At 36.9% G+C, this 26,372-nt stretch carries 30 protein-coding genes and 1 pseudogene; 18 read left to right on the plus strand and 13 right to left on the minus strand.

Annotation, left to right across the window (positions count from 1 at the left end; all coding sequences use genetic code 11):
- Positions 1-114: 114 nt before the first annotated feature.
- The gene (locus tag ACTNEP_RS18255; RefSeq protein WP_441163410.1) at positions 115-2,163 is read right to left on the minus strand and encodes a catalase; all 2,049 of its coding nucleotides are present in this window, start codon (positions 2,161-2,163) and stop codon (positions 115-117) included.
- Positions 2,164-2,293: 130 nt separating this feature from the next.
- Positions 2,294-2,464: a hypothetical protein gene (locus ACTNEP_RS18260; RefSeq protein WP_441163411.1), complete on the minus strand. Its 171-nt coding sequence runs from the start codon at positions 2,462-2,464 to the stop codon at positions 2,294-2,296.
- A 181-nt stretch (positions 2,465-2,645) separates the two neighbouring features.
- On the opposite strand from ACTNEP_RS18260, the gene ACTNEP_RS18265 reads away from it, so the two are divergent.
- Complete coding sequence (locus tag ACTNEP_RS18265; RefSeq protein ID WP_441163412.1) at positions 2,646-3,563, plus strand: SDR family oxidoreductase; 918 nt, start codon at positions 2,646-2,648, stop codon at positions 3,561-3,563.
- A gap of 24 nt (positions 3,564-3,587) precedes the next feature.
- Here ACTNEP_RS18265 and ACTNEP_RS18270 read toward each other — a convergent pair whose 3' ends face one another.
- Positions 3,588-4,922, minus strand: a complete 1,335-nt coding sequence (locus tag ACTNEP_RS18270; RefSeq protein WP_441163413.1) for an amino acid permease — start codon at positions 4,920-4,922, stop codon at positions 3,588-3,590.
- A 56-nt stretch (positions 4,923-4,978) separates the two neighbouring features.
- On the minus strand, positions 4,979-5,596 hold the full coding sequence (locus ACTNEP_RS18275) for a LysE family transporter (protein WP_441163414.1): 618 nt from the start codon (positions 5,594-5,596) through the stop codon (positions 4,979-4,981).
- 90 nt (positions 5,597-5,686) lie between these two features.
- On the opposite strand from ACTNEP_RS18275, the gene ACTNEP_RS18280 reads away from it, so the two are divergent.
- From ACTNEP_RS18280 to ACTNEP_RS18300, 5 genes are all read left to right on the plus strand, one after another.
- Entirely contained in the window at positions 5,687-6,340 is a 654-nt protein-coding gene (locus ACTNEP_RS18280) for a reverse transcriptase-like protein (protein ID WP_441163415.1), read from the plus strand.
- A gap of 54 nt (positions 6,341-6,394) precedes the next feature.
- Complete coding sequence (locus ACTNEP_RS18285; RefSeq protein WP_441163416.1) at positions 6,395-7,078, plus strand: hypothetical protein; 684 nt, start codon at positions 6,395-6,397, stop codon at positions 7,076-7,078.
- A gap of 325 nt (positions 7,079-7,403) precedes the next feature.
- Positions 7,404-7,610 (plus strand): helix-turn-helix transcriptional regulator, encoded by a 207-nt coding sequence (locus ACTNEP_RS18290; RefSeq protein WP_441163417.1) that lies wholly within the window; start codon positions 7,404-7,406, stop codon positions 7,608-7,610.
- Positions 7,611-7,618: 8 nt separating this feature from the next.
- Positions 7,619-8,008 (plus strand): hypothetical protein, encoded by a 390-nt coding sequence (locus tag ACTNEP_RS18295; RefSeq protein ID WP_441163418.1) that lies wholly within the window; start codon positions 7,619-7,621, stop codon positions 8,006-8,008.
- A 17-nt stretch (positions 8,009-8,025) separates the two neighbouring features.
- Complete coding sequence (locus ACTNEP_RS18300) at positions 8,026-8,205, plus strand: hypothetical protein (protein WP_441163419.1); 180 nt, start codon at positions 8,026-8,028, stop codon at positions 8,203-8,205.
- A gap of 78 nt (positions 8,206-8,283) precedes the next feature.
- Here ACTNEP_RS18300 and ACTNEP_RS18305 read toward each other — a convergent pair whose 3' ends face one another.
- The 5 genes and pseudogenes from ACTNEP_RS18305 to ACTNEP_RS18325 form a co-directional block, all read right to left on the minus strand.
- On the minus strand, positions 8,284-10,140 hold the full coding sequence (locus tag ACTNEP_RS18305; RefSeq protein ID WP_441163420.1) for an FtsX-like permease family protein: 1,857 nt from the start codon (positions 10,138-10,140) through the stop codon (positions 8,284-8,286).
- Between the two features lie 18 nt (positions 10,141-10,158).
- On the minus strand, positions 10,159-10,923 hold the full coding sequence (locus tag ACTNEP_RS18310; protein ID WP_441163421.1) for an ABC transporter ATP-binding protein: 765 nt from the start codon (positions 10,921-10,923) through the stop codon (positions 10,159-10,161).
- A 127-nt stretch (positions 10,924-11,050) separates the two neighbouring features.
- Positions 11,051-11,689 carry a FusB/FusC family EF-G-binding protein gene (locus tag ACTNEP_RS18315; RefSeq protein ID WP_441163422.1) on the minus strand — a complete coding sequence of 213 codons (639 nt, stop codon included), beginning with the start codon at positions 11,687-11,689 and terminating at the stop codon, positions 11,051-11,053.
- Between the two features lie 214 nt (positions 11,690-11,903).
- The gene (locus ACTNEP_RS18320) at positions 11,904-12,167 is read right to left on the minus strand and encodes a CD3324 family protein (protein WP_441163423.1); all 264 of its coding nucleotides are present in this window, start codon (positions 12,165-12,167) and stop codon (positions 11,904-11,906) included.
- A 226-nt stretch (positions 12,168-12,393) separates the two neighbouring features.
- Positions 12,394-13,951: pseudogene (locus ACTNEP_RS18325) on the minus strand (BCCT family transporter).
- A gap of 134 nt (positions 13,952-14,085) precedes the next feature.
- Here ACTNEP_RS18325 and ACTNEP_RS18330 point away from each other — a divergent pair.
- Positions 14,086-14,766: a DUF421 domain-containing protein gene (locus ACTNEP_RS18330; RefSeq protein WP_441163424.1), complete on the plus strand. Its 681-nt coding sequence runs from the start codon at positions 14,086-14,088 to the stop codon at positions 14,764-14,766.
- Here the strand turns inward: ACTNEP_RS18330 and ACTNEP_RS18335 are convergent.
- Entirely contained in the window at positions 14,744-14,884 is a 141-nt protein-coding gene (locus tag ACTNEP_RS18335; protein WP_441163425.1) for a hypothetical protein, read from the minus strand. The genes ACTNEP_RS18330 and ACTNEP_RS18335 overlap by 23 nt on opposite strands.
- Before the next feature lie 97 nt (positions 14,885-14,981).
- Here ACTNEP_RS18335 and ACTNEP_RS18340 point away from each other — a divergent pair, with 97 nt between their 5' ends.
- A complete protein-coding gene (locus ACTNEP_RS18340) occupies positions 14,982-15,341 on the plus strand; it encodes a nuclear transport factor 2 family protein (RefSeq protein ID WP_441163426.1) in 360 nt (119 codons plus the stop codon).
- Between the two features lie 189 nt (positions 15,342-15,530).
- On the opposite strand, the gene ACTNEP_RS18345 is transcribed toward ACTNEP_RS18340, so the two are convergent.
- Positions 15,531-15,704: a hypothetical protein gene (locus tag ACTNEP_RS18345; protein ID WP_441163427.1), complete on the minus strand. Its 174-nt coding sequence runs from the start codon at positions 15,702-15,704 to the stop codon at positions 15,531-15,533.
- Between the two features lie 78 nt (positions 15,705-15,782).
- Here ACTNEP_RS18345 and ACTNEP_RS18350 point away from each other — a divergent pair, with 78 nt between their 5' ends.
- Complete coding sequence (locus tag ACTNEP_RS18350) at positions 15,783-16,739, plus strand: LacI family DNA-binding transcriptional regulator (RefSeq protein ID WP_441163428.1); 957 nt, start codon at positions 15,783-15,785, stop codon at positions 16,737-16,739.
- A gap of 63 nt (positions 16,740-16,802) precedes the next feature.
- On the opposite strand, the gene ACTNEP_RS18355 is transcribed toward ACTNEP_RS18350, so the two are convergent.
- Positions 16,803-17,333 carry a YceI family protein gene (locus tag ACTNEP_RS18355; RefSeq protein WP_441163429.1) on the minus strand — a complete coding sequence of 177 codons (531 nt, stop codon included), beginning with the start codon at positions 17,331-17,333 and terminating at the stop codon, positions 16,803-16,805.
- Positions 17,334-17,471: 138 nt separating this feature from the next.
- Here ACTNEP_RS18355 and ACTNEP_RS18360 point away from each other — a divergent pair, with 138 nt between their 5' ends.
- From ACTNEP_RS18360 to ACTNEP_RS18375, 4 genes are all read left to right on the plus strand, one after another.
- Entirely contained in the window at positions 17,472-17,801 is a 330-nt protein-coding gene (locus ACTNEP_RS18360) for a winged helix-turn-helix transcriptional regulator (protein WP_441163430.1), read from the plus strand.
- Positions 17,802-17,891: 90 nt separating this feature from the next.
- A complete protein-coding gene (locus ACTNEP_RS18365) occupies positions 17,892-18,824 on the plus strand; it encodes a nucleoside hydrolase (protein WP_441163431.1) in 933 nt (310 codons plus the stop codon).
- Between the two features lie 15 nt (positions 18,825-18,839).
- Positions 18,840-19,739, plus strand: coding sequence for a ribokinase (gene rbsK / locus ACTNEP_RS18370; protein WP_441163432.1), 900 nt, complete (start codon positions 18,840-18,842; stop codon positions 19,737-19,739).
- On the plus strand, positions 19,714-20,388 hold the full coding sequence (locus ACTNEP_RS18375; protein ID WP_441163433.1) for a uracil-DNA glycosylase: 675 nt from the start codon (positions 19,714-19,716) through the stop codon (positions 20,386-20,388). The genes rbsK and ACTNEP_RS18375 overlap by 26 nt, the downstream gene beginning before the upstream one ends.
- A 204-nt stretch (positions 20,389-20,592) precedes the next feature.
- On the opposite strand, the gene ACTNEP_RS18380 is transcribed toward ACTNEP_RS18375, so the two are convergent.
- Positions 20,593-21,237, minus strand: coding sequence for a GntR family transcriptional regulator (locus ACTNEP_RS18380; RefSeq protein WP_441163434.1), 645 nt, complete (start codon positions 21,235-21,237; stop codon positions 20,593-20,595).
- A 264-nt stretch (positions 21,238-21,501) separates the two neighbouring features.
- Between ACTNEP_RS18380 and ACTNEP_RS18385 the strand changes: the two genes are divergently transcribed.
- The 5 genes from ACTNEP_RS18385 (at position 21,502) to ACTNEP_RS18405 (ending at position 26,346) form a co-directional block, all read left to right on the plus strand.
- Positions 21,502-22,290 (plus strand): tyrosine-protein phosphatase, encoded by a 789-nt coding sequence (locus tag ACTNEP_RS18385; protein ID WP_441163435.1) that lies wholly within the window; start codon positions 21,502-21,504, stop codon positions 22,288-22,290.
- A gap of 18 nt (positions 22,291-22,308) precedes the next feature.
- Positions 22,309-23,127: a metallophosphoesterase family protein gene (locus tag ACTNEP_RS18390; protein WP_441163436.1), complete on the plus strand. Its 819-nt coding sequence runs from the start codon at positions 22,309-22,311 to the stop codon at positions 23,125-23,127.
- Positions 23,128-23,141: 14 nt separating this feature from the next.
- Positions 23,142-24,482: an ABC transporter substrate-binding protein gene (locus ACTNEP_RS18395; protein WP_441163437.1), complete on the plus strand. Its 1,341-nt coding sequence runs from the start codon at positions 23,142-23,144 to the stop codon at positions 24,480-24,482.
- A 72-nt stretch (positions 24,483-24,554) separates the two neighbouring features.
- Positions 24,555-25,511, plus strand: coding sequence for a carbohydrate ABC transporter permease (locus ACTNEP_RS18400; RefSeq protein ID WP_441163438.1), 957 nt, complete (start codon positions 24,555-24,557; stop codon positions 25,509-25,511).
- Between the two features lie 13 nt (positions 25,512-25,524).
- Positions 25,525-26,346: a carbohydrate ABC transporter permease gene (locus ACTNEP_RS18405; protein ID WP_441163439.1), complete on the plus strand. Its 822-nt coding sequence runs from the start codon at positions 25,525-25,527 to the stop codon at positions 26,344-26,346.
- Positions 26,347-26,372: the final 26 nt, after the last annotated feature.

The following is a 26,372-nucleotide window of genomic DNA, read 5'->3' on the forward strand; positions in this document are numbered from 1 at the left end:
CCATAAAAATAAAGAGCCAGAGATAATTATCTCTGGCTCCGTATATCTTATATTGGAGATATATACTAGTTGGAATGTTAGCAGTGGAGGAGAATCGAATTTTCTCATCTAAGATTACACTACTTGGCGATCCCAATGACGATGCTTTGCGATTGCCTTTATAAATGCTGGTGTAAATGTGTTCATATTATTACCAGTCACCACACCTGGCTTGCTATCAAATTGATATACTTCTAACCATTTTATACCTTCATGTGTAGCACCAATCGTCTTAAAATGAGAAAATGCTTCGTCAATAAAGTATGCCACATCCTTGTTAAATTGCTTATTTGTATTGCTTCCTCTAATTATATAAACCGCATCAAATAACACAGAATCAGCTGTTAAATTAGTATAGTCAACTTCTAGGTGTGTACCTCTAACGCCAGAGATAATACCGAGTTTCTCACTAATAATTTTAGGCTGTAGACCAGAAGCTTTTAGTGAGGACAGTACATACTTTACATCCGCATCATTAAAGCCATCCGTTACAATAACTGCAACCGAACGTGAAAAGGCGCTATATGTGGTATTCATCTGACTAAGTGCTGGAGAAGCTTTTGTAACATTGGAACCACCAGTTTTGGGAGGTACGACACCAATGTCGACAGCGATAGCAATCGCTAAATCTAAATTGACGTGAGCAAACATGTCGACGACTTGTTGTTTGACAGACTTACTTTTCACGTTTCCTAGTTCAAATCTAAATGCATCCATAATATGTTTTTTTTCTGTTTCACTCATGCTGTTCCAAAATAAAGTCGCCTGAGAAAAGTGATCATTAAAGCTTTCACTTCGCCCTTGTATTTTACGTCCTTCTACTTTTTCCTGATAGTGCTGATATCCACCTTCTGCAACACTCGCTTCTGAGGGGGTATTTCCTGCCAAAGAGTTTCTGTGATAGCTTACTTTTCCAAGATTAATCGTTTGTCTGTGATATCCGTCACGCTGATTGTTATGAAACGGACAAACTGGCCGGTTGATCGGTATTTCATGGAAATTTGGGCCGCCGAGACGGATAAGCTGTGTGTCTGTATAAGAAAATAACCTTGCTTGTAATAACGGATCATTGGTAAAATCGATTCCAGGCACTACATGGCCAGGGTGAAATGCGACCTGCTCTGTTTCAGCAAATACATTATCGACATTGCGGTTCAATGTCATTTTTCCAATGATCTTTACTGGTACATCTTCCTCGGGCCAAATCTTTGTCGAATCCAAAATGTCGAAATCAAATGCAAATTCATCTTCCTCATTAATAATTTGAACACCTAACTCAAACTCTGGATAGAAGCCATTTTCAATTGCTTCCCATAGATCACGGCGATGGAAGTCAGGATCTCTACCTGCTAGTTCATGAGCCTCATCCCATATAAGAGAGTGGCTACCAAGTATAGGCTTCCAGTGAAACTTGACAAAGAAGGCCTTGCCTTGCTCATTTACAAAACGAAACGTATGCACACCAAACCCTTCCATCATTCGAAAGCTTCTCGGTATTGCCCGGTCAGACATCAGCCACATAATCATATGAGCGGTTTCTTGATTGTTAGCGACAAAGTCCCAAAATGTATCATGTGCTGAGGAAGCTTGTGGCATTTCATTGTGGGGCTCCGGTTTAATTGCATGTACGATATCTGGGAATTTTATGCCGTCTTGAATAAAAAACACTGGGATATTATTACCGACTAAGTCAAAGTTGCCTTCATCTGTATAGAATTTTGTTGCGAAACCTCGTACATCCCGAACGCTATCAGCAGATCCTCGTGAACCAACTACCGTTGAAAATCGGACAAAAACAGGGGTTTTGATCGTTACATCTTGTAAAAACTTGGCTCTCGTAAAATGTTTCATACTTTCATATAATTGGAATTCACCATGAGCAGCAAATCCTCGTGCATGTACAACTCGTTCGGGAATACGCTCATGATCGAAATGGGTCATTTTTTCACGGAAATGAAAATCCTCCATTAATGTGGGACCCCGTTTACCTGCTTTGAGTGAAAACTCATCCACTGATACCTTTAATCCTTGATTTGTAGTCAGCTTTTTCCCTTTATCATCAACTCGAAACAGGTCCAATTGATGGTCTTTTTTGTTACTGTTTATTTTAGGATCATCCGTCATTTTTTTATCCCTCCTTCTAGTTAATTAGTATGTAGAATGATTGACGATTATTTGAATTTTTTTGATAGAGAGCATATGTCATAAAAAAAGCCATCCCTTCAGATAAAGAATGGCGTGGATCATCATCCTATTAGATGATAGGGTAATACGGTTGGTACCTTGGATTCGTGAAATAAGGTGGTCTAGGTCCGATTGCAGGCAACAGCCAAAAGGACGGATTATTAGCGTACAACACTTTTTCCTTTTTTTGAGATTCGCGAATCAATAAGTATTTAACTTCCGGATTGTAATAATAACGCATCGTTTCACCCCCTGCTAGTAGACTATGCATCCCTTTTACTCAACGAGCTAGTTCACTTTTTAGAAAGTGGTCAACGACCTTTGCAGATCCTTTGACTTACGCATTTTCTTAGATAGACAAACACGATATTCGCCTATGAAACATAGAGTACTTCTAGCGAAAGTTAAAAGGAGGCTTACACATGTCTGATAATAGACGAGATGATGACAAGTACCCTATGCATCCTAATTACGGAAAGATAACGCAGTATGAAGAGGTAGCCCTGACTGTGCCAGAACAACGCCAATATCGCCAACCCGGAGTAGAAGATTTAATGGTACCAAAACCGATTATTGAAAATCCCAATTATAAAGGTAGTGGAAAATTAAAAGATAAAGTCGCACTTATTACAGGTGGGGATAGTGGAATGGGGGCAGCAGCTGCTATTGCATTCGCTAAAGAAGGAGCAAATGTGGCCATTGCTTATTTAGATGAACATGATGATGCACACCGAACCAAAAATAGAATTGAAGAATTAGGAAAAAGGTGTCTGTTATTACCAGGAGATTTAAGGGATAAACAACAATGTATTCATATAGTTGAAAAGACAGTAGAAGTGTTTGGACAGCTTGACGTTTTATGTAATCATGTCGGCATTCAATTTCAACAATTAAATTTAGAAGATATAACGGATGAACAGTTCGATGATACATTTAAGGTGAATATCTATTCCCATTTTTATACAACTAGAGCAGCACTAAAATACTTAAAAGCAGGCAGCTCTATTATAAACACTTCTTCTGTTGTGACTTTTTACGGATTTGATCAATTAATTGATTATACAGCGACAAAAGGAGCAAACATCGGATTCACACGTGCACTTGCCAGAAACCTAGTCAAAAAAGGCATTCGAGTAAATGCGATTGCTCCAGGAAGGTTTTGGACTCCATTAATCCCTTCCAGTTTTTCTGCTGATGAAGTGACGTTAGCAGGTAACCCAATGGATCGTCAAGCCCAACCATTTGAAATTGCCCCAGCTTTTGTCTATCTTGCCTCAGATGATTCTCGATTTGTGACAGGTCAAACACTTCATGTTAATGGCGGGCAAGTATTTGGATAATGAACTGGTTGAGTAAGCCAATACTTACTCAACCTTTTTCCAATGGCGGATCATTAGTAAGGTGACACCACCAATTATGCCTACTAGCAATAAACTTATCCAAAATCCAGGACGAATACTTTCTTCCATTAAGGTTCCCGATACGGCTGCTATAATGAATAAAAGACCAACACATGCAATCATCTTGTTTAATAATTTTATTCCCTCCAATACCCTCCACGAGGAAAGGATGATAAATGCCCAATTGAACAGTAGTAAAATCCCTGCTGCGGTTGTAATATACTCATAAATCTTTTCGGGTAAAAGTAATGCAGTAATCACCGAAGCAATCAACCCAATGGTAGCAAGTAATAAAGAAGGGAGAGGTAACTCTTTAAACTTCTTTATTTTCTTTGAGAACAGTTTCGGTGCATCGCCGTCTTTTGCTAAGGTTACTAATAAGGTGACCACCCCAAATAATGCTGCAGTCATCGTAGAAAAACCAGCAACAATGATAGCAGCGTTAAAGACATGTGGAAAAAAAGGTAGTGAATAGTCAGCTAAAGCTGTTACAAATGGACTCTCATTTGGATCAAATTTATTAACTGGTGCCATCATTACTGCTAAACAAAGAGAAGCAATATAGATAACAGCGAGTAACCCTAGCATCACCTTTCCTGTTTTCGGTGCATCTTCTTTTTTCTTTAACCGGATTGCCATTAATCCAATTACTTCGATCCCACCAAAAGCATAGAAAGCATAGATCAGTGATGCCCAAAAGCCTTTGTACCCTCCCGTAAAAGTGTCACCTATATTAGTTGGAATGCCTGGTTCATCGTTTGAACCACCATTTATCCCACCTGCTAATGCTACAATGGCAATAATAATAAACATGATAATTGCTGCAGTTTTGATAACTGCTAAAAAATCCTCGATGCGGTCAAATCCTCTTGTGCCAAGTAATATGACAAAAATCGATAAGGTGGCATAAATGGCAGCAAAAACCCATAGCGGAATATCTGGGAACCATGTTTTTGTTAAAATCGCCAAAGCAATTAATTGGCTGCCCATAATTAAAATACTCGAACACCAATAGTTCCATCCACAGCTAAAGCCAGCCCATTTACCAAAAGCTTTCTCAGCATAATAGCAAAAAGAACCCTCCTGGGGATCGGCTGCGGACATTTTTGCTAATAAATTAAACACAATATAGGTGCCGATAGCCGCCATCAAAAAAGAAAATACGATCGAAGGACCGGTAAGTTTGATCCCAATACTTGAACCAAGAAAATAGCCCGTCCCAATCGTACATCCGACACCTGTTAATGCTAATTGCCACCAGGCGATTTTCTTTTCTGATGCAGATGATGATTCACTCACACAGCATTCTCCTTATCCTTTTGAACTAAACCATGTTTAGTATTGGATAAGCTGATCTAAAATATGAGTGTAATGGCTTGATACCCAAAATAAATAGCAAAACCAATTAAGGAAATTCCTGTAACAACAGAGATGATTTTTAATGTTTTCTCTGAAAGTAAATGACGAGAGCCACTAGAAATAAGAGCCATGGAGAGATCCCATATCATCACACCGAGAATAATTGCTGAGCTGTACCAGAACAAATGAAGTGTATCGTATTTATGAATGGTATTTGCCAGTACAGATCCGTAAATGCCTAACCAGAACAGGATCGAGAGTGGATTACTAATCGAAATCAGAAATCCGGAAGTAAAGGTTTTGAGTAAGGAATCACGTTCACCTCTTTCCTGAAAGGTTTGGGTTGAAACCATACTTTCGATCCCTGTATACAAGAGAACAAATGCACCGAATGACCATAAAAACGTCTTCATAAAAGGAGTATCTAAAAAATGGACAACCCCAAAGTAGACAGCAAGGATAAAAAATAACTCTGCTATAATAGAACCTAATCCAATCATCCATGAATGCAGGAATCCATTTTTAATTCCTTGGTTAATTTGTGCCGCATTGATCGGACCAAGTGGCGCAGCTAAAGATAAACCGAGAAACATGTAACTAAGAAAAATAGTCAATTGTCTTCACTCCCCCTAACTAATAAAAGCTTGTACCATTACTATTCTATTTACAAAATGTAGAGATATGAGCTAAAGGAGAGATAACTTATGTATGTAACGATCAAAATCGTATATTCTTCGCCAAAAGGATTGCAGACGACATTTACTTCTGATGAAATCGAAGCTGAACAAGCGCTCGAAATTGCCAATGATTTGGAACAATGGAAACGTACGGAGTCGATTGAATTTGTAGATCACCGTGGCAACCACTGGAATAAAAAAGAGTTGATCACCTACACAGAGGAAATAGTGACGGAGCCCAATCATGTTACTGTGTTTTTCGATGCGGGTTTTAATCTACAAACAAATAAAGCAGGGTTAGGATTCGCGATATATTACACACAAAACCATCAGCATTACCGCATCAGGAAAAATATAACTGTATCAGAGTTGACGTCTAATAATGAGGCTGAGTATGCCGCATTATTTGAAGGGATTAAACAGTTAGAAGATTTGAATGTTCATCATCAGCAGGTAACATTTAAAGGAGACTCTAAAGTAGTGATCAACCAATTGTTGGGAGAGTGGCCGTGTATGGAGCAAACATTAAATGAGTGGGCTGATAGAATTGAACAAAAACTGGAGACAATCGGAATTGAACCGCTCTATCAGGATATCACCAGAAAAGATAATCGTGAAGCTCATCAGCTAGCTACAAAGGCTTTAGAAAATATTGAAATAAATAGTCATATAAAATTGTAACTTTTACTAAAGAGGGACGACTAATCAATTAAAGATAAGAATGGAGGGATGAGCATGAAAAATAAAACATGGATTTGTAGTGTGATCCTAGGCGTTACACTTTTTTTACCAACGGTGGTTTTGGCTGATGCAGAAGTAGAAGAACTGGAAAGATCGATGATCGAATTGGAAGAAGATGTGAATCATACTGAAACGATCGAAAAAGCCCAACAATATATCGAGGAATATTTAGCTGACCGTTTTGCTGGGCTCTATATTGACCGTGAGGGGCAACTATCAGGTGTTGTCGTGTTGATGTTTACCGAGCCTATTGCTGAGGAACATCAACAAGCATTGGAAGGCTTTGCTGAACAGCCGGAAGATATCAAGATAAGAGAAGTAGATTATACAGAAGATCAATTAATCGAGAAGCAAAAAGAGATAGACGATGCTGGCTTTGAATATGATAACTTTACCATTTATCATACAAGCATAGACATCATTAACGGTAAGGTAGTTATTGGAATTGATGCATTGAATGAGGATAACAGGCAGTTTCTTTATGATAAATATGGAGAAGAATTAGTGGAAATTGTAGAAGGTGAGCAGGCAACAACGTTAGAGATGACAACATTCGAAGCTGACATGGAAAATGATATAGAGGTAACAACTCAACAAGAACTGCAGGAGGAAGAGCAAGAGGAAGAGCGCAACTTTTTTCAAAAAATTATCGATACGATAAAGGGATGGTTCTCTTAAAGTAAAAGCCAGCACTGGGTGAGTGATAAGCATCCAGTGTTTTTTATGTTTTAGATCAAATGAGTCATTAATGGGAATTTTCAACAAATCTAATAGGGAGTAGTAAGGATTTGTAGAATAAACGGAGATAATGAACAAATCATCTTGGGAAGAATTCAGATTTGTTCAATAAATGGAAATAAATAATCAATTCATAAATATAGCAGGCGCACATCCTCCTTAAAGACTCCTCGCTAAGAGATCCACTCACTTCTAAAATGTAAAGTTAACTTGACAGTAAAGGAAGCTTTACATTATACTAATAAATGGAAAGGGTGATTTATGTGTGAAAAACCGAATCAGGGAACTAAGAAAGTCGCAAAGCATCTCGCAAGAAAAAATGGCAATGAAATTGAACGTTTCTCGTCAGACCATTATTTCAATCGAAAAAGGAAAGTATAATCCTTCGCTTCCATTAGCTATGCAAATTGCAAGGCTATTTAATCGGAGTGTAGAGGAAGTATTTATTTTGGATGAGAAAGATATCAAATAGAAAGGAAGATGAGAGTGAAAAAGCAATATGACCGAAGACTATTTATTATTTTTGGTGTAATGTTTCTATTAATGAGTGGATTATTTAATTGGGCAACCATAAGTACAGGTGTGTTTCCTGTAGGCCATGATCTAATGTTGATCGCTATGACGGTGATATGTTTTTGTAATGCTTATTTGGCACCACAATTTATCCAGAATGATGAACGTACAAAAACCATTAAAGAACGCAGTATGTTTTACAGTTATTTTATTAATCTAGGCTATATGATTTTATTGCTTACGCTATTACAATTTAATTTATTAGCCATAACAGCCTCACAAGCAATTGCAATATTAGCAGCTTTAACCATTATGACAGTTTTCTTATCAATGGTTGTATTATCTAAACGATATTAGTAAGGAGGAGATACAATATGAATAGTTGGTATGGAATAGTTCTAATTTTGTCAGGAGTGATTGCCACTTATTTTATATCAAAAAAAGCCCGTAATGATCAGAATGAACTGACGAGAAAGGGTTTTTATGGAATTATTTCTGTCTTCTTGATCATCTTTGTAATTACAATAATTATTACTGTTTTATCAGCAAACTAACCTCGTAGCTAAATCAATTTAAAAACATGATAACCACCCTCTAGACGAGAATAGTTATCATGTTATGTCCACAGAAACCTATGCTTTTGGTAACACAATTCGTTGATACATTTTGACAGTTAACACATAGTACAATCCATAAATGACGAGGAACAGGGTGATCGGGATCCATATTTTAGTATATGGTTCGATCAAAATAAAAGCGAACATCTCCATACCGATAAGTACATGGACAAGACCGATAATACCTGGAAAAAGGAAAACAAGAAATAGTTCCTTATAAATCGACCTTTTTAGTTTTTCTTGACGTACCCCTATTTTTCTAAGCATCTGATAGCGCTCAATATCGACGGTCGCACTGGAGAGTAGCTTGAACATAAGTACACTCGCCATCATCATTAAGAAAGCAACCCCAAGAAACAATCCCATAAAAATAGTCCCATTCGCTAGACTTTTTAAGGCGATATAATTTTCATATTTACTTCCAGTCATTGTAGGCTCTTCCCCTGTATAATCTACTGCTAACTGGTAGTGGCGTTCATCGATTGTTGCCAGTGTATCTGAGTAATCAGTGAAATCTTCTACTTTACCAATTAAAATAGTTTGGGTTGCTGCATTAATTTCTTCAAATTTATCCTGGTCCAAAATATATAATGAACGATCACCGAACATATAATAATTTGCCATCAATTCGGTTCTTAATGCTGTTTGCCAGTGCTCAGACATTCTTTCGGCTTCATCCGTTTCCTCTGTTGAGTAAATTGGAGCAGTCAAATCATCTGCTACACGCACTTCTCTAGACAACTCATCAAGATTACCGGTAAACTCTTTGATAATTGGTGGATTTGCTTGTAAGTCATGTTTGGAGAAATAGACGCCATCATCTGTCACACGATAGGAATAAAGCTGTTTCTCCTCGAATTCCCAATTTCTCATTTCTGCTAATTCGTCCTCTGTTGGCTCGAGTACTTTCACATCGTAAGCATGCATCATCGAAGATTGTATTTCAATATTATGATAAAACGATAAACCAGCAGTCATTGCTCCTAATCCTAGTGCAATCAACATTGCAACTGTCCCAAGTACTTTAGATAATTGACTGACACGGAAATCAAGCTGTCCATAGGTAAAAGCGTTGAGTCCTTTCTCATTAATCGCCCGGATTGCTTTGATTCTTTTGATCAGAAATGGTAACAGAGCCATAAAGAAGAAGTATGTCCCTGGTGTGATAGTCGCTGCAGCAATGATTACACCAAACATTGCGAGTTTATCCATATTGATCATGGCAAAGTAACCGATAGTAATTAAAATGATCGCGAATATGGTTCCTATAAAAGTTTTCCAGCCTTTGATTATTTTTGTTTCTGCTTTTTGATCGGCATGTAACAGTTCCAGTACTGATTTTCGTGCTACTCTTATGGCATTAACAATTGCTGTTAAAAGAAACAAGATAAGATAGAAAATAATCGTTGTCAGAAGCGAAGAAGGATAGAAAGAATGGAACCCTTCACCGGAAAAATCCAGTCTTGCCATCAAAAGTCTCCCGATTCCTTCTGAAAGTCCTACGCCAAATACGAGACCAATTACTAAAGAGGTAATCCCAATTACCAATGTTTCCAGAAACATCATTTGGGTAACCTTTCCTTTTTTCGCTCCCAAAGTCATATACATGCCGAGTTCCTTTTGACGAAGCGACAGAATAAACGATGTTGCATAGAAAATGTAAAAAATGGTGACCATCCCTAAAATAAATGTTCCGACATGGAAGACAAATACAATGGAACTAATTAGGGCGTTCGCTTCCAAAAAGGCTCTATTCTGTGCCAATGTTTCAAACATGTAGAAAATGGCAATCGATATGGTTAAACCAAATAATAATACAAGATAATCCTTCCACATTTTTTTCATACTACCAGATAGAAGTTTCACTAACATGATCTTTACCTCCTTTCCTTATGACGATTGAATGCTTGTTAATTCAGCAAGCACATTTAAAATTTGTTGGTGAAATTGTTGTTGGTCTCCGGATTTCTTAATTTCTTTATAAAGCGTCCCGTCCTGTATAACTAAAATCCGTTCACAATAACTGGCACTTAAGGGGTCATGCGTAACGAGCATAATGGAGACATCGTGAAATTGATTTAAATGTTCCATAGTTTTCATCAAGCTGTGTGCATTTTTCGAATCGAGTGCACCTGTTGGCTCATCTGCAAGAATAATTGCCGGATTGTGAACTAATGCTCTGGCAGCTGCAGCACGCTGCTTTTGACCACCCGAAACGGTCACCGGATATTTAGGAAGAATCGACTTAATTCCTAGTTTCTCTGCCACTTGTGTGACGAGTGGTTTGATTTTCTTAGAGCTAACGCCTTTCAGTGAAAGTGGTAAAGCGATATTTTCATAAATGGTTAAATTTTCGAGTAGATTAAAATCTTGGAAGATAAAGCCTAATTGCTCCGCACGAAAATCTGCTAATGCATTCTGTTTCATATCCGTAATATCCTGACCGGCGATTTCAATTTTGCCTGAAGTAGCTTTATCTAAGGTGGAAACGACATTTAGCAATGTTGTCTTACCTGCACCTGATGGTCCCATAATACCGACGAATTCTCCTTCTTCGATGGTGAAGGTAACATTATCGAGCGCTTTATATTGATTTTCTGATTTTTTACCAAATACTTTTTGAACGTTTTCTACATTAACAACTGGTTTAGTCATGTTTTCATACCTCCAAATTTGTTTTACTGTGTATAGTGTAAGAGAAGACACCAAAACTACCTATCGATTTTTCTTTCATCTGCCTTACATTTTTGTAAGATAAAAAAACATGAATCTATTTAAAGATTCATGTTTTCAGGTGAGCTATAAAATTGTGGAGTGGCTGTATATCGATTATTTGTTGATTACAGTCGACCGGATCTTTACAAATATAGTTTCCCCGTTTCGTATAGGTTCCACGCATTTGCCCTTTTTTCTCTGATGTAAATAATGCAACATCTCCCAAGCCGTTACATATTGTACATATTCCTTTTTGCTGCGAGGTTTCTAAATATCCTTGGATACCGATTAGTTTCGATTCTTTAGGGATAAGCATATACGTTTTGCCTGATCCTAAGTCATACCATCTTAAATAAACAGTTTCTTTTCTATCGATTTGGTCGAGTTCTGGCATTTGAAGTTTCCTTACTTTCGGAAATGCTTTTTGAATCTGATTTCCACTAACCATCGGAAATGGAATAACATATTGCTTGATTTGCTGAATAAAAAGAGCTATGTCTTCTTTGTCCTTAATAGTTTGAAGAGAGGATAGTGTCTGCTTCTGCTCTTCTGTTATGTCATGTAATTGTTTTTCCAGTTCCTCGACAGCTATTTCTTTTACAGCTTGTATGACATCTTTATCACTAGAACTGGATTGCGCACTGACAATTTTTTTAGCTTGTTGTTTCATATGATTAAATTGATAGGGCTGAATAAATGCTTCCATTGTTCACACTCCTTACCTTCCTAGTGTAACAAATTCTCCACAAAAAGATATGGCAAGAACGTTTTCCAACTATTCTTGCCATATAATCATTTATTATGTTGTCCGTAAATTCGTTCCACTTAGGGTAGTCAAACTTTATCACAGTGCAAAACGTCTGTAAGCCCCCACTTCCAGACAAGGATAAGTTTTGGGATAACAGACGCTAGCACCCTGATCATCGTCTCACTTTATAGACAATTTTTTTTATCGTTTCTATTGATAAACAAAAGCTATTCGCTAGTTGTTCGATTGTTGTTCCTTCTTGAAATAATTCTTGGATTTCTTGGTTTCGTTGATCATAATAGTGTCTATTACCAGAGAGGACTCCCCATTTTCTTTTTCCTTGCTTTGGAATATAGATGCTTTCACCTTGAACATATTCCTGTAAAGCAAGTAACAGTTCTTCAGGAAGTATCTCTTGCGCTTTTGTCGTTTTCATACTTGCCAGCTCCTTATTTTCATCTTTCTATAAGGGCAAAGCATGCGCAGAAAAGGCGATATTTACATCCCCCATACAAAGTATCGCCTTATTTGCCAGGCTTTGCATGGGTAAGCATAAAGTAAGGCAATAATCTCGACATTGCCATTTGAAACACCTCCGTACAGTAATCATACCTTAATTTTACAAAAAGTCTAATGTTTTATTTACTACAGGCAATGATGCACTATTTCCGAATATTATACTTCCAAGCCTTATCCTCATCCATCATTTTTTTAGCGGCATAGATCGTTAAGAATTGAATGACGATAATCGGTAATCCCATTAATCCGGAGATTACTTCTAGTGGAGCAAGTCCACCAATCTGCATTAAAACTAATGCCAGTCCGGTAATAATTGCTGCCACAATAATCCTGAGGCTTCTTGACGGTTCCATTTTACTCATATCTCGTTTACTAGTATAGGCTGCGATCGTGTAGGTTGTTGAATCCAAGGTTGTGGTTAAGAAAATCATTGATACGATCACAAATGCAATAATCGCAATGCTCGCCCAAGGTAAGGAAAGAAGAATCTCAGGTATGGCGTTCATTGGATCGCTACCTGCGACAATGTCCAAAACAGGTACTTTACCTGTAAGGTAGCGTTCTACACCAAATCCACCTAAAATACCTGTTGCAACCCAAGACAGCATTGTAGGTGCTAATAAATAGGTTAAAATCATTTCCTTTACGGTGCGACCTTTTGATATTTTGGCAGCAAAAATACTGTGTAGCATCGCCCATGTTGCACTATAAGCAAACCAGAAAACCATATGGCTTTGCACATGTGTTGCTGTTGCCATTGAGACAGAATCAGTATAAAAAGATAGTTGCAGATAATGCTGAAGTAAGTGCCCAACTGTATCGGTAAAATAGTCTAAAATAAAAATACCAGGTCCGGCAATTAAAATAAATATAGCTATTCCAGCAGCTAAATACATATTAAACGTACTTAGCCGTTTAATCCCTTTTTCAATACCTAAATAGGCACTAACGGAAAATAAAATTACCCAAATAATGGTGATGATGAATGTCAGCCCAAAGGTTACCTCCATATTTAGGAGTGCGGCAACATTGTAGGTGATTATCGGGGTTCCTAATCCTAGTGTTACTGCTGCTCCAGATAAAATACTAACCAAGAAAAGGACATCTAACACTTTCCCGCCGATACCATCTGTGAATTTATCGCCAAAAATACAGCGGCATGCTTCAGAAATTCGCATCAGCGGTCTTTTTTTAACATGAATAATATAGGCCATTGCAGGAGCAGCCATTACAAAAATCGCAAATACCTGAAAGCTCCATAAAAACATACTGTAGGCATTTCCCCATAATAAAGCTTCCTGTGATTCAGGTGCTACTCCAAATGGTGGGTCAAGTGCTACTTCTGTCCATTGCACCATTCCAGTTCTCATAATGGTGGAGCCGACACCCATTGCAATCAAAATCGATGCATATTCAAACATGGTAAATCTCGGCTTCTCATTTGGATTACCAAGTACGATTTTACCGTATTTGGAAAAGGATAAGTATAATCCAGCGCCAACTAAAATTAGCGCATACCAAATATATCCCCAACTAAAAAACCTCCACAATTTTATTAAAAATAGCATTTAATACCTGTAAAGATTCAGATTCAAAGAGCGAAAAAGGAATGCTAATAGCGATGATAATAAGTAATGAAGGAAGAAAAATTCGGTAATCGATCAATCGCCAACCTCGATTACTTGCATAATGTTTCAACATAATCACTCTCCTGCAGTTTACATTTTTAGATACAGTAGTGAAATACCACATAAATAAAATGCTAAACAAGAAGGATGTTTTTCCTTGGTCGAATCGGGTAAATAAAACAAAAAGACAGGAAGGAACAAAAACGAATGGATGCAACGATTACAACGAAAATATTGATTGGTTTTCTTGTACTAATGATCGTTCTGCGTGTAATGGGGAAAAAAGAATTAACGCAAATAACACCGGTCGATTTTGTTTATTTGCTGGTTCTGGGTGGACTAATGGAGAATGCTGTATATGACGATACCATCTCTATCTGGGAGGTAATATATGCAGTAGCTTTGTGGTCTCTTCTCATTTATATTTTTGAGCTACTCGTTCGTAATTTTGAATGGCTACGTCCCATAGTAAAGGGGCAAGCGACAATTATTATCGAAAATGGTGTATTAAATATACAAAACTTAAGGAAAAACAAATTAGAGTCAGAACAACTAAGGTCTATGTTAAGGCTTCAAGGGATATTTTCAATCAAAGATGTCAAGTATGCCATATTAGAACCAAGTGGTGATTTAAGTGTGATGGAGAAAGAACAAGAATCAGTTGTCACTCCGAAAATGCTGAAAATAAAGCCAGAGGAGCAAACACTTTCTTACTTAGTAATAGATGAAGGAGAAATAGAGCAATCAACTTTAGATTCTTTAAAAAAGGACGAGAAATGGTTAAGAGATCTGTTGAAGAAAAGTGGTTATGAAACCATATCGAATATATACTACGCCGAATGGTCCGAATCAGATGGATTAACGGTCAATAGTTATGATAATAGATAAAGTTGCAAGAAGCGCGACCGTGTGCTTCCGTAACATCCTGTGGCGGCTGGAGATAACGTTGGACCATCACTTCTAATTGTTGAAGTTGTCCCGTTTTCTCTGGGGGTTTTAGAATCAATTAATCCTCTCCTTTACTAAATTTTTCCGGTCTATTATAACAATAACATAAGCATAGGGCTGTGGTATACTAACTCTAGATAAGGAGAGTGTGGTATATGGAAACGAAAAATCAACAGTTTTTCCGGGAATTTAATGAAGCCTTTGTAAAAGGTAACAGTGAAAAAATATTGAAAAGTGTGACCGATGATATCGTTTGGCGTATGGAAGGAAACGATACGATAAAAGGGATCGAAACGTTAGAGCAGGCGCTGACAGGGATGGATAACGGCAACCAGTTCGAACTGGAAATAGAGCATTTAATTACCCACGGAAAAGAAGCAGCCGTAAATGGTATTATTCATTCAACTGATAAAAGTGGTGAACAACGTCATTACAGTTTCTGTGATATTTATAAGTTAAATAAGCATAAAGACGGAAAAATAAAAGAAATTATCAGCTACGTAGTGGAAATTTAACCGTTCGTCAGTTATGGACGCTTGGCATCGAGCAGGCAAAAGCATGTATTTTTGCTTTGGTGATCTTTTCCACATGAGTGATTTGGCAAATAATTGGCCGCCAATATGGACAGTTGTTATTCTCGGTGCTAATTGTTGCCATGCTACAGTATATAAAAGGAAGGAGCACTTCAGACTAAGCGCTCCTTTTTACTTCTTCTTCTGATCCAGAACATTCCGGCTATAGACTTCCTCTATATACCCGATATACCCTTCCAGCTCTGTATTATCTTGTTCCTCTTCTAATCGACTTGCTAAAAATGCTAAAATAAGGATACTGCTACACATAAACAACCAGACAAAGATACCAAATAATATATCCATCATCTAACCTCCTTAATCTGTAGCTTAGATGATGGAACGCGTTTCAGATCAAGAACTATTTAAAAAAAGGTGAGATATATGGCAAATATTCGTGATATCGCCAAAATGGCAGGTGTATCTGTTACAACTGTTTCAAGGGTAATCAACAACCACCCATATGTAAGGGAAGAAAAAAGGGAAGCTGTCATACAAGCGATGGAAAAGGTCGATTATCAGGTTAATCGGATGGCAGTTAGTCTTAGCCAGGGAAAAACACACTTAATTGGAGTCGTCGTTCCATTTGCTAAACATCCCTTTTTTGGTTTAATGATCGAGGGAATCGCAAAACAAGCCGTTGAAAATCACTACCATTTTGTTTTAATTCAAACCAATTATGAAAAGTCACGTGAGCAGGAAGCATTAGACATGCTAAAACATAAACAAATTGATGGATTGATTATTTGTTCCCATCAGATGGCATTGTCAGAAATAGAAGATTACCAGCAATACGGAACAATTGTCGTTTGCGAAAATGCAGAAGGTAATAAAAAAGTAGAATCTGTATACGTAGACCATTATCAAAGCTTTACAGATGCTTTGACATATCTTTATCAAAAGGGGTATCGTCAAATAGGATATTGTATCGGCCGTGAAACGGGTTCTAATAGCTTATTTCGCCATCAAGCCTATCAAGATTTCCTCAAGCAACATCCACAGCAGGCATTTATCTTTACGGATAATTATTATTTTGAAGATGGACTAAAAATTGTCGACCAGATCAAGCGGTTAAGCCGTAAACCAGATGCATTATTAGTGAGCTGTGATATAGTAGCGGCCGGTATTTTTACTGCCTGTCAGAATGCAAATATTGATATACCAGGTGATCTTGCACTGGTTGGTTTTGACAATCAGCCAATGTCGAAAGTGATGGGGATTACTACTTTTGAAGTACCGATCGTGACAATGGGAGAAAAATTATTTCTGCATGCGATAGGAAAAAACAACAAGAGCCATGAAAAACTTGCTGTTAAGTTAATTGAAAGAAAAACTGTCTAAAAATAATGCTAAGCAAAAAATCCAACGTGCTTTTACACGTTGGATTTACTTAGGTACATTATTTTATTCCTCTACTACAAATTCGAATCCACCTGAGAACTTAATTTCTTTACCAATTAATACTCCTCCAGTTTCAAGTGCTGCATTCCAAGTTAAACCATAATCTTCACGATTGATTTTTCCTGTTACATCTGCCCCGGCAATGGTATTACCTTGCATAGGGTCTTTCGCTTTTCCGTTGTATTCTACAGTGAAAGTTTCTTCTTTTGTTACACCTGTAATAGTTAAATCACCAGTTACTTCAAATTCAGAATCACTTACTTTTTTAATGCTTTTGCTTACGAACGTAATGTTTGGATATTGTTCTACATTAAAGAAGTCTGCTGATTTTAAGTGTCCGTTACGGTCCTCATTATTTGTTTCAATAGAGTCTACATCAATTGTAACTTTAACGTTAGCATTTTCTAAATTATCGAAGTCACCATTGAAATCAATATCGAAATTTTGAAATTCTCCTTTTGCTTTAGAAACCATCATATGTTTTACTTCAAAGCTTAGTGCGCTGTGTACTTTGTCTAATGTTACATTAGCCATTTTATAATTCCTCCCTCAAAAATTAATAACTTACTTTATGTAACTAAGTATACAAATATTAATAAGTTACGTCAAGTAATTTAATTATTTTATTTCTGTAAAAAAATTTGCTATACTATTATTAAAGAGGTGAAAGCTATGGCAGATACAACGATTTGTCCGAAGTTTGAATCGGCATTAAATATATTGAATAAACGGTGGACCGGCTTGATCATTTTTCAATTATTAGAAGGTGCACAACGTTTTTCTACCATTGAAGCAACGATCGGAATTAGTGGACGTGTCTTATCAGAACGTTTAAAAGATTTAGAAAAGCAAGGTATTGTCAAGCGCCATGTCTATGACGAAACACCAGTCAGAATTGAATATGCTCTGACAGAGAAAGGAAAGGCGTTGAAACCAGTATTGGAAAGTATCCAAAAATGGGCAGATGAATGGTTGAAAATAGAAAAACAATCATTTTTATAGCATTACCCATAATGACCGGACTTAAAACTGTGAAGTAGATGCTTCGCAGTTTTTTTGTGTACAATAAAGAGAAAGAGGAGGAGGGTAAACATGAAAGTGATTTTAGATTGTGATCCAGGACATGATGATGCGATTGCCATTATTATGGCAGCGTCAACAATCAGTCCGTTACATATTGTGGGGATAACGACGGTCTCAGGGAATGTAGAAGTAGAAAAGAATACATTAAATGCATTGAAGGTTTGTGATATTATCGGGCTAGATGATGTTCCAGTAGCACAAGGAGCCGTTAGACCGATGGTGAAAGAACCGGAGATAGCGGAAGAAATCCATGGAGAAACGGGGTTAGATGGGCCAAAACTACCGTTAATGCCAGAGCGTAAAGCAATTAATCAGCATGCAGTTGATTTTATCATCGAACAATTACATCAATCAGAGGAACCAATTACGTTGGTACCCACTGGACCTTTAACAAATATTGCGCTCGCTTTAGTAAAAGATCCTTCTATTAAACAAAAGATAAACGAAATCGTTCTAATGGGTGGAGGTACATTTGGTAATTGGACACCGGTTGCAGAATTTAATATTTATGTCGATGCTGAGGCGGCAAAGGTTGTGTTTGAAAGCGGTATTCCGATTCGGATGTTTGGACTTGACGTCACACATCAGGTGTTGGCGACGAAAGAAACAGTGAAAGATGTACGACAAGTCGGCAATCCTGTAAGTGATTTTGTGGCAGAGCTATTAGTCTTTTTTATGCAAGCATATAAAGATCATTTTGATTTTTCAGGTGGTCCGATCCACGATGCTTGTACGGTCGTACATCTTCTTGATCCATCGATTTTTACATTTGAGCATGTTCATGTGGCAATTGAAACGAAAGGCGACCACACCTACGGAATGACAGTAGTCGATCGATTAGGCGTAACTGGTCAGGAACCTAATACACACTTTGCTACAGGACTTGATCATGAGAGATTTTGGAATTTATTTAAAAGAGTGTTAGAATCATATTCTGAATGATGGGAGGTAGAAAAAATGACCAAACCAAACATTACAGTGATTGGTAGTATTAATATGGACTTGGTAACGGAAACAAATGTTGTACCTGTCCAAGGGGAAACAGTAAGAGGGATGAACTTGCATACTATTCCTGGTGGGAAAGGTGCTAACCAGGCAGTAGCGGCAGCTCGCTTAGGAGCAGAAGTGACAATGATAGGACGTGTCGGTGATGATCAATTCGGTAATCAGTTAATAGAGAATTTACGTGAGGAGAACATTCAAGTGGATCATATTGATCGTGTACGTAACACACCAACCGGCCTTGCCAATATTATTTTATCTGAGCAGGATAATCGCATTATTATGATAGCTGGAGCAAATGATGAAGTGACAACGGCGTATATCGAACAGATAAAAGCAGCTATCCTTGATAGTGACTATGTTTTATTGCAATTCGAAATTCCGAAAGAGACGATTGAATTTTGTATAGATATATGCCATAGGCATAATATTCCAGTGATCGTTAATCCTGCTCCTGCAATGGAATTGGATAGTGGAATATGGGAAAAAGCTACATATATTACGCCGAATGAAACAGAGCGGAAGCAACTATTCAGTAATCAGCTAAATGAACAATTAATCACGACAAAAGGCAAGCAAGGTGTTTCTTTTATCGAAAATGGGGAAGAGAAACATGTAAAGTCGCATGATGTAGATGTGCTAGATACTACTGGTGCCGGTGATACATTTAACGGAGCACTTGCTGTGGCACTTGCAGAAGGAAGATCCCTAACGGAAGCAGTTACGTTTGCAAATGCCACAGCAGCTTTATCTGTCGGTAAGATCGGAGCACAAGCAGGAATGCCTACTAGAGAGCAAGTAGAACAATTTTTAAAAAAGGTTGATCATAATGACGACAAAAATATTAAAAAATGATTGGGCAGAGCTACTAAAAGACGAATTTCAAAAGGATTATTATTTACGATTACGGGAATTTCTTAAAAGCGAATACCAACGTTATACGATTTATCCTGATATGTACGATATTTATAATGCATTACAATACACCCCTTTTCACCAAGTAAAAGTAGTAATTCTCGGTCAGGATCCTTACCATGGTCCGAATCAGGCTCACGGTTTAAGTTTCTCAGTGAAGCCAGAGGTTGATATCCCACCTTCACTGAAAAATATATATAAGGAATTACACGCGGATATTGGTTGTCTGATTCCTAACCACGGTTATCTCGTGAAATGGGCAGAACAAGGAGTATTATTACTTAACAATGTCTTGACTGTGAGACGGGGACAAGCGCATTCGCATCGTGGTATGGGATGGGAACAATTTACCGATCAGGTGATTACGACATTAAATCAAAAAGAAACACCTGTCGTATATATTCTCTGGGGAGCTGCTGCCCAGAAAAAACAAGCACTAATCGATTTAACCAAGCATTATGTACTAAAATCACCACACCCAAGCCCATTATCAGCGCATAGAGGGTTTTTTGGCAGTAAGCCATTTTCTAAGACTAATCAAATTCTTGAGCAAAATGGCCAAGAAGCGATCGATTGGCAGATTGAATAACAAGATGATTGAGAATTCACCTCCTGCGACCAATTTCACAGAAGGTGAATGATGATTGTATCAATAGTTTTCTGAGGGTGATTGGCTGATTTATCACGGTACTAAATGTCTACAAGCCGCCGTTTCTAGCTTTAAATAACACAAGGAAGTAAAGTGGGGATAATGATCAGTGGAGGTCAAAACCCCCACTGATCATGTCACACTTTATATTTTTAATATTATTCTTTCCCTTGTTTTCGAATAGTAATTATCCACTAAGATTCGAGCCAACTTGTAATCTTTGACTTTTACAGCATGGAGTAATTCCGTATTAAAACTTAAACCAGAATAGATTCTTTTTTGCGGGTAATGGTTATACTTCACAACAGCATTAATCATGATTTTATCAATGTTTGCATCTGTAATGGATAAAATAGTTTCATTGTCGATTGTTTCAATGAATGTGCGAAAAAATGATAAGGAAAGCTGGACATAAGTAATATAATTATTTTCTTCTTTAGCGTCTTGTTGCTTCGAAACGATCTCTTCCATCGCCGCAATGTCAAACTTATAATTCTCCTTATTTTCTACTAAATGAAGAACAAAAAGCTGATAGGCATAATTTATTTCGAATATTTCAATTAATTCTCTTGGTGTATATTCTTTAACAAGTACCCCCCTATTTTTTAATGGGATAACTAACCCTTCTCGTTCCAATCTTCCGATAGCATTCGAGATGGGAGTTCGACTCATCTCCAAATCTTCTGCTAGTTTGTAAATAGATAATAACGTACCCGGTGGTAATTCACATGTTAAGATCTTCGTTCGTATTTTTTTATAAGCTTCCTCGATTAATGAGTTATTTCCCATGACCAAAATCCTTTCTTCTAAAAAACGACTCTCAATATATAAAATAATTAGTTAATTAAAATTATAGACTTAAAAGAATAGGAAAACAATTGCTGTTTTCCTACTATTAATATTTAAATTTTATTTTACAATAGCTTCAAACGTTATTAACATTCTAGTAGTATGCTAGTTACTGAATAGGAAGTACAACATTTTTACGAAAGGATTTGGTTAATGAAGACTGCTAACGCAAAAATAAATGATTAGAAAAGGGAGATATAACGGATGAACATAAGTGAGCAAGTGGTAAGTAAAGTAATACAGTTGGAAGGCGCAGTAAACTTTCGTGACATGGGTGGAATGAAAGCAGCTGATGGCAGAGTTATTAAAGAAGGTATTTTATTTCGATCGGCAGACTTATTTGAGCTAACTAATAATGATGTACAACTGATCGAGACGTTAGGATTGAAAACAATATTTGATTATCGGACAACCTATGAAGCGAATAAAAGGCCTGATCCGCAATTGAAAAATATCTCTTTTGAGAGAATGTCAGTGAACAATGAATCGAGACCACAAAGTTACACTTCTATAAGAGAATGGCTAGCATCTGATCCGTTTAAAGATTTTGATACTAGTTTTCTAACTGAGTTATACAAGAGTATCCCTGTAGGCAACCGTTCGTATCAACGTTTAATGGAAATGTTAAAACAGCCAGAACTTCATCTTCCATTGCTTCATCATTGCACAGGTGGTAGGGACCGAACAGGTGTAGGTTCAATGTTAATCTTACTTACTCTAGGTGTTAGTTGGGAAATCATTGTGGAAGATTACTTGTACTCCAATCAGTTGTTAGAAGAGAGCAATAATCACCTTCTAGCAGAAGTTGATACGTTTTTGACGACTGAGGAGATAGAGAGGTTTAAACAAGGTTTCCAGTTACAGGAAAGATATTTACAGTTATCTTATCAAAATATTTTGGATCATTATAAGAGCTTTGATGATTATCTTGAACATGAACATGGGATAACTCATCAAATTCGGAATAACATAAGAAACTTTTGTTTGGAATAATAACGGGAGGTGTACAAAATGAGTGAGTTAAATTTCTTACATGTAACTGATACACACGTTTTAAAGCAATATAAAGGAAGCTTTCTTGAAGTATTGGATATCCCAAATTTTACTCCGTCTGATCAATTAACTAAAATATTACAAATGGCAAAGCAAGGGATGAAAAACCTTGATTTCATTTTGATAACAGGGGACCTTGTACATGAAGGGAATGTCGAAGATTACCGTCATTTGAAAGAGATTATCGAATTAAATACAGAAATACCAGTATACCTTGCACTCGGTAATCATGATGTAACGGCAGCATACTGGGAAGCATTTCATCATAAAAAAGAATGCCAAGATGAAGTGTATTATCAACAGGAAATTGGTGGATATCGTCTTATCGTTTTAGATTCAAGTTATGATAAAAGTGGTACGGGCTATGTCAGTAATGAACAATTAATCTGGTTAAAAGACCTACTCAATGTTCCTTCTGAAAAAGGATCCATTGTAGCGATACACCATCCGATTGACTTACAGCACAGCTTTGGAAATCACAGCTTGAAAAACTCTGAAGAAGTCTATCAGTGCCTGCAAACTGAAGAGGTATTAGCTGTTTTTAGTGGTCATATTCATCAGCATTTAATCGATCAATTAGATCCTTTTATGCTTTCAGTTGCTGAAGGGGCTTGTTTTGGTGTGGAGATGAGTAATGGAATGATGAATTTTACTAATAATTCTGGCTTTAATATTTGTACTCTTAAAGATGGCAAATTGAAAGTCCAGGTTACACGAGTACCTGAAATGAATAAATTACTATTTAGCTATGATCTAAATATGATAACAAATCCATAATAGGAGGATGTAAATTGAACATTCAAAAAATGTTGACTCTTTTTATATTTTTTCCTTTCATTTTGTTTTTATCAGCATGTGGTATTTATGGGCAAAATGATGCGCAGGCAGATACAGGTGAAGATAAAACGGTTGAAGAACTGAGTAGTCTCGACCCTGAGAATCCAACAACGATTACCTTTTATTCCTATAGTCTAAGCTTTCCAACAATGAAACCAGGAATGGACAAGTTAATTAATGATTTTAATGAAACAATTGGTAAAGAAAAAGGTGTTATTGTGGAAGGAGTTCCAGATACTGATTATCAGCAGAATCGGGCAGATATCGCAGCTGGTAAGTCAGTTGATATTGTCCAGCACGTCTTTCCTACACTAGATTCTTCCAGGTTGACGTTAGGATTTGAAGCTTATGAAGATGTATTTCCAGCTGACGAACTTGAGGAGCATTTTGAAGGCATTTCAGAGAATGCTCTCCAATTAGGCGTGATTGATGGTAAAATGTACGGCTTAGCATTTACCTTTAGTACACCAATTGTATTTATTAATGGACAATTATTTGAAGAAGCTGGGCTTGATCCCGAAGACCCTCCCACTACATGGGAAGAAATAAAGGATTATTCTCTCCAAATAAAAGAAAAGACAGGAAAAGATGGATTTGGTTTGGAGCCGAATAATGGATGGATTACAGATGGAGTGCTCTTTAGTAATGGCGCTGACATTTTATCTGAGGATCGTTCTGAAGCTGTTTTTGCAAGTGAAGAAGGTGTGGAAGCGATTGAAATTTGGAAGGACCTATATAATAGTGGAGCTCATGCAAAGGGATCATCAGGAGATATTTCCGAACAATTTATGGCTGGAAATCTAGCGATGTATGTATCTACTACAGCTTTACATAGTGGATTAGTCTCCGCAGCTGAAGCTGGTGGCTGGGATTTATATGGTGTTGGAATGCCACAATTTGATGAGGAAGAAGCTGTACCTGTAAACTCTGGTAGTGTATTGGCAGTAAGACCGGATACAGAAGAGAAAAAAGCGGCAACTTGGGAGTTTATTAAGTATGTAACAGGAAATGAAGGCTACACAACAATTACAGAAGAAATAGGATATCTTCCTTTACGAACAGGTTTAGCTGATGATCCTCAATATTTACAAGACTTTGTAGAGGAAAATCCATTATACAAAATTAATTTAGAACAGTTAGAACGTATCCGCCCTGTCACAATATGGCCAGGGGAATATGCAACAGAAACATCTTCGATCTTCACCGATGCAATTGTAGAAGCCATTACAACAGACCGAGATGTAGAAGAAGTTATGAAAGAAGCAGAGGATAATATTAATGATATCTTAAACTAAATTCTACTTTCTGCGTTTAACTTATTCATATGTTAGACGCAGAAAACATCATTTTATAAGGAAGGAATCATTATGATTAAATCTAATGAGAGTGCATGGGAAGTCAAGGAACCGTTAATAAAAAGAGCCTTTACTAAGAGAAAAATACGATCCATTTGGAAACCATATTTATATCTTTTACCCGGATTAATATTGCTATGGATTTGGATGTACTATCCCTTGCTGTCTACTTTTACGCTTGCTTTTCAAAAATGGAGCATGGTTCCTGGTACAAGCCCAATACCGGTCGGATTTGATAACTTCATAAGATTGCTCTCCAATAAAGATTTCGGCGTTTCAATTGTGAACACTATTTTCTATACGATAGGATTATTACCGTTTTCTATTATCATCCCTTTATTTTTAGCGGTAGCTACTCATAAAATGCAGGGTTTTATGAAAAATGTGTATCGAACAATGTTTTTCATTCCGCTTATTTTAGCTCCTGTATCAATAGGTGCAATCTGGCGTTGGCTATTTCATCCAACAAATGGGTTGGTGAATCAGGTATTACTTAAACTAGGATTGATCGACACAAATATTGCCTTTTTCACTGATCCTACTTTTGCTAAGTGGCTAATATTGATTATAACTGGTTGGAAGATGATAGGGTTTAGTACTATTATGTTTTCGGCCGCTTTGACAGGTATTAGCAAAGAATATTATGAAGCTATTTCATTGGATGGAGCCAATCGTTTTCAACATTTTAAAGATTTAACTTTACCTTTACTATCTCCGATGATTCTTCTAGTTCTAATGATGAGTATACTGTTTTCCAGTCAGTGGACGTTTGCATATATCGACATACTTACGCAAGGTGGTCCATTCGGATCGACCACAAATATTTATTACGAAATGTATAAGTATGGATTTTCGAAATTAGATGTTGGTTTAAGTGCAGCAGCAGCTTTGTTATTTTTTATTGTTTTCAGTCTAATCGCTTTTGTCTTAAATCTTATACAAAAACGTTATGCATTTTACGATAATTAGGAGGGCATTTGTTGTGTCAAAAAGAAGATTAACTATGAGCTCATTTATACAACATTTGTTGCTCATTACTATTAGTTTTATTGCAGTCTTTCCATTATACTGGATGATTATTTCATCTTTTAAAAATGAATCGGAAATTTATACAGCTAGTTTGATCCCATTAGATCCTACTTTTACTAACTATATATACGCTTTTCAGGAAATGCCAATTGTAAGAATGATGATGAACTCTTTTGTAGTTGCCATCCTCCTTACTGTTTTACAATTGACTACAAGTATTTTAATGAGTTATGCCTTAGTAAGATGGAAAGTAAAAGGCAGTTTCTTTATTTACACCATATTAAGCCTTTCCTGGTTAATTCCTGTACAAGTTATAATGATTCCTAATTATGTACTAGTTAATCAGATCGGTTTGAATGAAACATTGCTAGGTATTGTAATTCCGATGTCTGTTTCAACTTTTGCGATTTTGTCAATTTACCAGAGTTTTCGTTCTTTTCCACACGCTTTAATAGAAGCAGCAAGGCTCGATGGCGAAAGAGATTTCTTTATCCTGATCAAAATTATTTTACCAAATATTAAGTCTACGATAGCTTCATTAGGGATATTGTTGTTTATAAGTGGCTGGAATGAATATTTATGGCCTATGTTAATTACAACTGAAATGGAGAATGCACCTATTCAGATAGGTCTTCGTTCTTTTGTTAATTCAGACCAGAATATGTGGGGATCGTTGATGGCGGCGACAACGATTTCCTGTATACCAATCCTGATTATCTATTTCATTTTACGTAAACATGTAATTGACTCATTTGTCCGATATGGAATTAAATAATCGACTTAATGAAAAGAGGGAGAATT

Source organism: Gracilibacillus sp. HCP3S3_G5_2 (genome assembly GCF_052063305.1).
GTDB lineage: Bacteria > Bacillota > Bacilli > Bacillales > Amphibacillaceae > Gracilibacillus.

Bases quoted from the DNA above. Each gene is read 5' to 3' on its own strand.
- ACTNEP_RS18255 (WP_441163410.1), bottom strand. From the start codon at position 2,163: ATGACGGATGATCCTAAAATAAACAGTAACAAAAAAGACCATCAATTG.
- ACTNEP_RS18260 (WP_441163411.1), bottom strand. From the start codon at position 2,464: ATGCGTTATTATTACAATCCGGAAGTTAAATACTTATTGATTCGCGAA.
- ACTNEP_RS18265 (WP_441163412.1), top strand. From the start codon at position 2,646: ATGTCTGATAATAGACGAGATGATGACAAGTACCCTATGCATCCTAAT.
- ACTNEP_RS18280 (WP_441163415.1), top strand. From the start codon at position 5,687: ATGTATGTAACGATCAAAATCGTATATTCTTCGCCAAAAGGATTGCAG.
- ACTNEP_RS18285 (WP_441163416.1), top strand. From the start codon at position 6,395: ATGAAAAATAAAACATGGATTTGTAGTGTGATCCTAGGCGTTACACTT.
- ACTNEP_RS18295 (WP_441163418.1), top strand. From the start codon at position 7,619: ATGAGAGTGAAAAAGCAATATGACCGAAGACTATTTATTATTTTTGGT.
- ACTNEP_RS18300 (WP_441163419.1), top strand. From the start codon at position 8,026: ATGAATAGTTGGTATGGAATAGTTCTAATTTTGTCAGGAGTGATTGCC.
- ACTNEP_RS18305 (WP_441163420.1), bottom strand. From the start codon at position 10,140: ATGTTAGTGAAACTTCTATCTGGTAGTATGAAAAAAATGTGGAAGGAT.
- ACTNEP_RS18310 (WP_441163421.1), bottom strand. From the start codon at position 10,923: ATGACTAAACCAGTTGTTAATGTAGAAAACGTTCAAAAAGTATTTGGT.
- ACTNEP_RS18315 (WP_441163422.1), bottom strand. From the start codon at position 11,689: ATGGAAGCATTTATTCAGCCCTATCAATTTAATCATATGAAACAACAA.
- ACTNEP_RS18320 (WP_441163423.1), bottom strand. From the start codon at position 12,167: ATGAAAACGACAAAAGCGCAAGAGATACTTCCTGAAGAACTGTTACTT.
- ACTNEP_RS18330 (WP_441163424.1), top strand. From the start codon at position 14,086: ATGGATGCAACGATTACAACGAAAATATTGATTGGTTTTCTTGTACTA.
- ACTNEP_RS18340 (WP_441163426.1), top strand. From the start codon at position 14,982: ATGGAAACGAAAAATCAACAGTTTTTCCGGGAATTTAATGAAGCCTTT.
- ACTNEP_RS18345 (WP_441163427.1), bottom strand. From the start codon at position 15,704: ATGGATATATTATTTGGTATCTTTGTCTGGTTGTTTATGTGTAGCAGT.
- ACTNEP_RS18350 (WP_441163428.1), top strand. From the start codon at position 15,783: ATGGCAAATATTCGTGATATCGCCAAAATGGCAGGTGTATCTGTTACA.
- ACTNEP_RS18355 (WP_441163429.1), bottom strand. From the start codon at position 17,333: ATGGCTAATGTAACATTAGACAAAGTACACAGCGCACTAAGCTTTGAA.
- ACTNEP_RS18360 (WP_441163430.1), top strand. From the start codon at position 17,472: ATGGCAGATACAACGATTTGTCCGAAGTTTGAATCGGCATTAAATATA.
- ACTNEP_RS18365 (WP_441163431.1), top strand. From the start codon at position 17,892: ATGAAAGTGATTTTAGATTGTGATCCAGGACATGATGATGCGATTGCC.
- rbsK (WP_441163432.1), top strand. From the start codon at position 18,840: ATGACCAAACCAAACATTACAGTGATTGGTAGTATTAATATGGACTTG.
- ACTNEP_RS18375 (WP_441163433.1), top strand. From the start codon at position 19,714: ATGACGACAAAAATATTAAAAAATGATTGGGCAGAGCTACTAAAAGAC.
- ACTNEP_RS18380 (WP_441163434.1), bottom strand. From the start codon at position 21,237: ATGGGAAATAACTCATTAATCGAGGAAGCTTATAAAAAAATACGAACG.
- ACTNEP_RS18385 (WP_441163435.1), top strand. From the start codon at position 21,502: ATGAACATAAGTGAGCAAGTGGTAAGTAAAGTAATACAGTTGGAAGGC.
- ACTNEP_RS18390 (WP_441163436.1), top strand. From the start codon at position 22,309: ATGAGTGAGTTAAATTTCTTACATGTAACTGATACACACGTTTTAAAG.
- ACTNEP_RS18400 (WP_441163438.1), top strand. From the start codon at position 24,555: ATGATTAAATCTAATGAGAGTGCATGGGAAGTCAAGGAACCGTTAATA.